We start from the raw sequence: 4,906 nt of genomic DNA, 5'->3' as shown, positions 1-4,906 counted from the left end.
ATTTTAGCATATATTTGGTAAATGCGCTAGTATTTAACGGTAAAGCCGTCGTAGAACGACGGGGTTTCAGACCCAAAATTTTCGATGACTGCCTTTACCGTGGCGATAGGTAAACCCTGCTTTCAGAAGTATAGACTTGAGTTCTCGTATTTTTTTAGGCATTTGCTATCTGCTGGAGTAATTTTATTGCAGTTTGAGCATTATTAAGGTATTACAAAGAATCTAGGCATGACGGAGGGATTGGATATATTCGATCATTTCGGGAGGAAAGCGTTGGCTTAATTCCTCATCGGGAAGTTGGGACAGCATCCGAAAATAATTCTTTCTTACTGTTTGAATATTAGGGTGATTTTCGCCTAATGTAGCTATCAAAATAGCAATGGCTCTTTGATAGAGCAGTTCTGCTTCTGTGTATTTCCCTTGAGAATAATAAAGACTCGCCAGATTGTTGAGACTGGTCGCCACATCAGGATGCTCTTTTCCTAATAGCTTTTCCCGAATCGCCAGCGAGCGTAAAAAGAGAGGTTCGGCTTCTTCGTATTTCCCTTGATATTGATAAAGACTCGCCAGATTGTTGAGATTAGAAACAACACTAGGATTATTGCCACCAAATAACTCTTCATGGATTTTTAATCCTTGTAAAAATAGAGATTTTGCTTGAGCAAAATCGCCTTGATATTTATAAGAAATACCTAAATTACTCAAAGCATTGGCTTCTGATATTCTATCACCAATTTGTTGGGCAATTTCTAATTGTTTTTGAAAATATTCAATTGCTTGCTGATATTGTCCTAAAAACTGATAAGTAATCCCCAGATTTCCGAAAGCATTTGCTAGGGCAAGAATATCGCCGATCTCCTGAGCAATTGCTAATTGTTCTTGAAGATGTGCAATTGCTTCTTGATACTGCCCTAAAGACTGATAAGCCGCTCCCAAATTACCTAAAGTATTCGCCTCCGAATACCGATCATTGATTTCTCTAATAATTACTAATTGTTGCTGAAGATATTGTATTGCTTCTCTATATTGACCCCAAGATTGATAAATCATTGCTAACCGGCTAAGAGCAAAAACCTCAGATTGTTTATCACCAATATCCTGAGCTTTTTTTAAGAGCTTTTGATAGATTTTAGGATCATGTTTTTTGGGTGCAATCTGATCAAAATTCTCAAGATTTAACTCTGTTTCAGAATTACTAGCCTGAGCCGAATTAGTTTGATTTTTATGAATCTGAATCATCATCATCCTCCAATAAATTTAAAACTTGCTCAAATTGTGATTCTGCGGATTGAATTGCCTGAATCCATTCTGAGACTTTTAGACTCTAATCATACAGTAAAGATTGCTTCGGTGGGGTCTTGGTTGATACAGTAAAGTTAAGGCGGGTATCACCCCCTCGTCATGACATAATTATTAATAACAGGAATTTTACTTATACTAAGAACAGTTTCCTGAATCTGTTGCATATTTAAACTGGGTATTAGAGTGTTAGAAAATAAACTATGAAACTCGCTTTTGTAGAAATATTTATATTAGATTTGAGCGCACGCAGTTCGACAAACTCACTGACCCTGGTGCGCCCCTACCATTGGCGCGATAATATTATTGTAGGGGCGAATTGCATTCGCCCTCTTTTAATAACTTCTGCTACTCACCATAAGTGAGAGAACGTCACAAATATGAGATGCAACCTTTAGATAGGTCAGCAGTTTAACTCGCACAAATTTTTAACTGAGATTGTTGCTGTACTGGTGGCTCTTGACAAAAGATCATGTTAATTATTTTTCTGATAAGGATTATTAGTCACCTTTTCATGTAATATGGGTCTATGGCAATATTTTCGAAGGATCACGAGCGATGCAATCCCTAAGGCTCAGAGTTAAAACTGCTTGGAGAAGCAAAAAAGCAAAGATGATTATATCGCTCCTATTGCTTTTTATCTTGATGCCGATTTTTCTTTATGCTTGTTTTAGTGATCTTCCTAACCAATCATCGGAGCAACAGCGAGGAACCCTTTTGGTGTGGTATCCAGAAGATGGCGATTTAACTGAAGTAGTAGGTCTCGGTTTGCAAGAGTTTGAAAAATTAAATCCGCAGGTGACAATTATTGAACAAGCTATTCCTATCGATGAGATACCCGAACGTTTTTTTAAACAATCTCAAAGCGGATTAGGTGCAAGTGTTATTCTAATTTTTTCGAGAAATATACCCAGATTAGTATCCCAAGGAGTACTGGAGGAAATTGACCGGAAAAATCTAGATTTATCTATTTATAATCCCCCAACCCTGAAACAAGTTAGCTATCAAGGAAAAATCTATGGCATTCCCTTAGGTTCTCGTACTCGTGTACTGTGTTACAATCAAAAAAAATTACAAGTTAGTCCCGATCCGCTGCTGAAGCAACCTCCTACCACTTTAGCGGGATTAGTGGAACGTGCGCGCAAAGGTTATTCTGTGGGGATAGTTTCCTCTTTTGAAGATACTTTTTGGGGAATGGCAATTTTTGGCAGCTATTTGTGGGATGATCAGGGTAGGCTGCAACCTCGCTTAGATGGTTGGGCAAAATGGCTAGAATGGCTAAAATTTGCTTCGTCACAGCCTAATTTTATCCTCAATCGTCAACGGGAATTACTTCATAATGCTTTTGCTAGAGGTCGCTTAACCTATTATGTGTGTAATTCTATTGAAATTGCCGATTTAAAAAACAGCCTCCAAGATGATCTCAGAGTCGCTTTACTCCCCCAAGAAACTCAAGGTAAAGCAGCACCAATTCTCTATACACGGGTGATGGTATTTAATCGCAATAATAGTGATAATGAAAATAGTTTGGGATTAGCTTTAGGAAAATTTCTCACCAATCCCGAACAACAATTACAAGCAATCATCCAAACAGAAAGTTTTATTCCCACTAATCGACGGGTGCAGATCGAAGGAAATTTACTACCGATCGAATCGGTATTATTACAACAATCTCACAATGCTGTGGCAGTTCCTCTGGATGATTGGGAAAAGTTGAATAAAATTTTAGAAGAGGGAGAATTTTGGTATGAAAGAGCGATCGCTGGTGAAATATCTTCCTCAACAGCAGCCCAAAAACTGACACTTTATATTCAATCAGGTCTCGATCAGGAAGTCAGGAAAATAAATTAATTATGAACAACAATATTCCCTCTCTTTCGGAAATAATTGCTAACCAATTATTATTTTTAGGACGCAGAAATGTTCAAAACCAATTAACGATTATTTTTATATCTTTAATTCTTGCTTGGTTATTATCAAAATGGTTATGGTCTTACTTGAGAAAAAGATTTCCTCACGTCACCAGGTTTATTCACAGTGATAAAAATTTAACCCTCCGTCAATATTTTGCTATCCTGATACAGTTTCTTAATTTTCCAGTTATTAGTCTAATTTTACTTGACTTAAATTATCTAATTTTTTTCAGTCAAAATTGGACAAGAGGAATGATTAGTTTATCTATAAAACTCCTGTGGTTTTATTTAATTTATCGTTGTTTATTAGCTGGATTATACGCCAAGTTTTCCGTCAATACAATTAAATATTATCATTTCCGGCTTTTAGCACCTTTATTGGTGTTATTTCTCCTGAGAACCATGATTGTTTTTTACAATAATATTCAGGAAATTTCCCAAGTATCTCCCTTCAATTTATTCAATAGTCCGATCACATTGAGAAGCATATTTATTTTGATAATAGCTCCCTATTTTCTAGTGATTATTGTTGTTCTTATAGAGACTATAATTCTGAGTATTGCTAATTTAAATCCGCAAGCTAGTCGCGGTGAAATTGAAGCAACTTTACTGTTAGGACGTTATTTTTTCATTGTCTTAGGTTTTATCATCATCTTGGGTTATGTGGGAGTTAATGCAACGGCAATAGCGGCAATTACTGGCGGTTTATCGGTGGGTATTGGTTTCGGTATGCAGCAAGTGGTCAGTAATTTTATTAGCGGTATTTTACTATTATTTGAAAAAGTTCTCAAACCTGGAGACATAATTAATATTGAAGGGCAAACTTCTCAGGTAAAAAAGCTAGGTATTCGAGCGACAACAGTGCAAATTCTTACAGACAATTCCGAAAAAATTATTCCCAATCAAAAGTTTTTTACTGAGGATGTCACCACCTATACAGGTAGTGATAACTTGATTTATTGTTCAATTGTTATCGGAGTTGGTTATCATTCTAACGCACAACAGGTGATGAATTTATTGCTAGACATTGCTGACCAACATACTCATATACTTAAAAACCCGCAACCAGTAGCTTTTTTTCTTAATTTTGATCATTCTAGTTTAAACTTTGAATTAAAGTTCTGGTTGGATAATGTTAACAGGAAAAAGCGCGTAATTAGTGATGTTAATTGTGTTATTCTTGATAGGTTTACTCAACAGGGTATCGAGATTCCCTTCCCGCAGCAAGATATTCACATTCGCAATAATTAACCTGAGTTCGGGATCAGCTAAAACCCTGATGCTACCGTAGCCTGAAACTCCTATTCTTTCGTGGAAGCTATGGCAAAATTCCCTTAAACCGAACTGGCGTTAATTAGCAATTTATTCTGGTCAAAAAAACCAGCTGATTATTTTCATCTTAAGATATATCAATTCCCCTGATTAAATTCATACTAAATCCGTTGAGTATGGGCTACATATCAGGATAGGCAAAAGGCAAGAGGCAAAAGGGGGAATAAACAATCAGTCTTTAATAACTGGATTTAGTATCATATATTTATTATCTTTTATTAATAGTTAATGTCTTGACATAAAAAAAACTTTAATATACTATCTACCCTAGATAGGGTCTGCTGAATAAATCTAAAAACCTTGTTGGGTAAGACTTTTAGACTTTTTGTCAATCAAAAAGTACCGGACTGGGAGTGATCAGG

At 36.2% G+C, this 4,906-nt stretch carries 3 protein-coding genes; 2 read left to right on the top strand and 1 reads right to left on the bottom strand.

The window, feature by feature from the left end; translation table 11 throughout:
* Positions 1-222: 222 nt before the first annotated feature.
* On the bottom strand, positions 223-1,242 hold the full coding sequence (locus BGL89_RS00015) for a tetratricopeptide repeat protein (protein WP_502692578.1): 1,020 nt from the start codon (positions 1,240-1,242) through the stop codon (positions 223-225).
* 615 nt (positions 1,243-1,857) lie between these two features.
* Here BGL89_RS00015 and BGL89_RS00010 point away from each other — a divergent pair.
* Both BGL89_RS00010 and BGL89_RS00005 read left to right on the top strand, forming a co-directional pair.
* Complete coding sequence (locus BGL89_RS00010; protein ID WP_286823556.1) at positions 1,858-3,150, top strand: sugar ABC transporter substrate-binding protein; 1,293 nt, start codon at positions 1,858-1,860, stop codon at positions 3,148-3,150.
* A gap of 2 nt (positions 3,151-3,152) precedes the next feature.
* The gene (locus tag BGL89_RS00005) at positions 3,153-4,463 is read left to right on the top strand and encodes a mechanosensitive ion channel family protein (RefSeq protein ID WP_286823554.1); all 1,311 of its coding nucleotides are present in this window, start codon (positions 3,153-3,155) and stop codon (positions 4,461-4,463) included.
* Positions 4,464-4,906: the final 443 nt, after the last annotated feature.

Origin of the sequence: Microcystis sp. LSC13-02 (assembly GCA_002282935.1) — a bacterium.
GTDB lineage: Bacteria > Cyanobacteriota > Cyanobacteriia > Cyanobacteriales > Microcystaceae > Microcystis.
The sequence above is the reverse complement of the archived record's forward strand: the minus strand, read 5'-3'. Positions and strand labels throughout refer to the sequence as shown.